A 2,685-nucleotide genomic window follows, 5' to 3' on the forward strand; every position below is an offset into this window, starting at 1 on the left:
ATGAAGGGATTCAAAAACCGTTTCTGGCGATCTTTGGCTGGACGCTGCTGTTTTCGTTTGTGACGGTGATTCTCACCGTGGCGGTCGGCATGGTGCTGGCTTGCCTGGTGCAGTGGGAAGCGCTGAAAGGTAAAGCGGTGTATCGCGTGATGCTGATTTTGCCCTACGCCGTGCCCGCTTTTATCTCGATACTGATTTTCAAAGGCTTGTTCAACCAGAGCTTTGGTGAAATCAACGTGATGCTGCAAGCGCTGTTTGGCTTCCAGCCCGCGTGGTTCAGTGATCCGACGCTGGCGCGCACCATGTTGATTATTGTGAATACCTGGCTTGGTTATCCCTACATGATGATTCTCTGCATGGGGCTGCTGAAAGCGATTCCGGACGATCTCTATGAAGCTTCGGCGATGGACGGTGCCGGGCCGCTGCAGAACTTCTTCCTGATTACCCTGCCGCTGCTGTTGAAGCCGCTGATGCCGCTGATGATCGCCAGTTTTGCCTTTAACTTTAATAACTTTGTGCTGGTGCAGTTGCTGACCAACGGCGGACCGGATCGTATCGGCACCACTACGCCAGCCGGTTACACCGATTTGCTGGTCAATTACACCTGGCGCATTGCGTTTGAGGGTGGCGGCGGACAGGACTTTGGTCTGGCGGCAGCGATTGCCACGCTGATCTTCCTGCTGGTGGGCGCGCTGGCGGTGATCAATCTTAAAGCCGTGCGGATGAAATTCGACTAAGGAGGCGTTATGGCTATGGTGCAACCCAAATCGCAAAAGCTACGTCTATTTATGACGCATCTGCTGCTGCTGATATTTATTGCGGGAATCCTGTTTCCGCTGCTGATGGTCTTCGCCATCTCACTGCGCGCTGGCAACTTCGCCACCGGCTCGTTGATCCCGGAGCAGATTTCCTGGGAACACTGGCAGCTGGCGTTAGGTTTCAGCGTCGAGCACGCCGACGGCCGCGTGACGCCGCCGCCCTTCCCGGTGCTACTGTGGCTGTGGAACTCGGTGAAAATCGCCGCCATCAGCGCGATTGGCATTGTGGCGCTTTCCACCACCTGCGCGTATGCCTTTGCGCGCATGCGTTTTGCCGGGCGCGCCACGCTGTTAAAAGGCATGCTTATTTTCCAGATGTTCCCGGCCGTGCTGTCGCTGGTGGCGCTGTATGCGCTATTTGATCGCCTGGGCCAATATCTGCCATTTATCGGCCTGAATACGCATGGCGGCGTGATCTTTGCCTATCTCGGCGGCATCGCCCTGCACGTCTGGACCATTAAAGGCTATTTCGAAACCATCGACGGTTCGCTGGAAGAAGCCGCCGCGCTGGATGGCGCCACGCCGTGGCAGGCATTCCGGCTGGTGCTGCTGCCGCTCTCGGTGCCGATTCTGGCGGTGGTGTTTATTCTGGCGTTTATTGCTGCGGTTACTGAAGTGCCGGTCGCGTCGCTGCTGCTGCGTGATGTAAATAGCTACACGCTGGCGGTCGGCATGCAGCAATATCTCAACCCGCAAAACTATCTGTGGGGCGACTTTGCGGCGGCGGCGGTGCTCTCTGCAATTCCGATTACGCTGGTGTTCCTGCTGGCACAACGCTGGCTGGTCAGCGGCCTGACCGCCGGAGGCGTGAAAGGCTAACCCGTTTATTATCCTCCTTCCTCAATGTTCACTGCAATTGAGGTTTTTGGCGGCCTTAGGGCCTAATGCACATCAGTTAAGCATAAAACGGTCGCCATAAATGGCGACCCTACAATTGTTTGGGAAGGTTTTCGTAGGGTGCGCATTTATGCGCACCTTCATAAACATGCAATTTATTGCTTAACTGAACGGCATTAGACCTTAAGGCCGCTTCTTTTTTGGAGTGGAGTTATTACAGATTCTTCTGTCCCCAGTTTTAGACCAAATGAATGCGGTCGCGTCAAAGTTAGTTAAAGTTTCCGAGTAGTAGAGGCCGCGCCCCTATTCTTAAGCAATAGGCGTAACTGGCTGAAAAATGAAAGTTGCGCTCATGCGACGCTGTGTTTTGAATTGATCAAAAGCTTCAATCGGGCTGACATTTTCCAGATTACTAAAGTTGAGCCTTTCAAATAAATGACGTTCAATACGTGAGGATATGATGTACTCGTCATTGAGGTGCCCGGTTTGCTTACTGATTCGCTGAGTGAAACCACTGACAATTACTGTATTAAAAGGCAGCGCGCAAAAAGCCATGCCAGCCAGCCGCAATACGATCCCGTGAACATGAAGAGCATAACGTTCGCGGATAGCCTTTTGTGACAACTCTTTCTCAATAATCTCTGTTCCACGTGCATTCACCCGCACTGATGAAGTGGGCAGCATTTCATACTCTGGCAAATCCACTTCAATAAGAATTTCAGATGTGGAGGTATTCACCTGAAACGACACCAGCGTCTCACGTGGCCAATCAGCCGCCTGAATGACTTCGGATAGTAGTGATTCGAAATAACTGTTATCGGTGGCGAATTGCGATGCAATGTACACCGCTTTGCTTGCAATCTTTTTTTCATGCTCAGCCGCATCAAATTGCCAGTTAGCATACTGCTCCGCCCAACGTTGGCGCATCGCCTGATATCGTTTCAGAGAAAGTTCGTTTTCCTGTTTGCACTCTTCGACTTCTCGTTGCCATTGCTCAATATTACGTGTTTGCCGATCCTGGCGAGCAGAA

2 protein-coding genes and 1 pseudogene are annotated in these 2,685 nt (G+C 52.4%); 2 read left to right on the forward strand and 1 reads right to left on the reverse strand.

The window, feature by feature from the left end; translation table 11 throughout:
- Positions 1 to 737: maltose ABC transporter permease MalF (gene malF, locus RTY00_RS23200; protein WP_312666528.1), on the forward strand; the 737-nt coding region annotated here is incomplete at its 5' end.
- A gap of 9 nt (positions 738 to 746) precedes the next feature.
- On the forward strand, positions 747 to 1,637 hold the full coding sequence (gene malG / locus RTY00_RS23205) for a maltose ABC transporter permease MalG (protein ID WP_312666529.1): 891 nt from the start codon (positions 747 to 749) through the stop codon (positions 1,635 to 1,637).
- Between the two features lie 327 nt (positions 1,638 to 1,964).
- Here malG and RTY00_RS23210 read toward each other — a convergent pair.
- Positions 1,965 to 2,685 (reverse strand): annotated as a pseudogene (locus tag RTY00_RS23210) (hypothetical protein); the annotation flags it as partial.

Source organism: Pantoea sp. CTOTU49201 (genome assembly GCF_032054795.1).
GTDB lineage: Bacteria > Pseudomonadota > Gammaproteobacteria > Enterobacterales > Enterobacteriaceae > Pantoea > Pantoea symbiotica.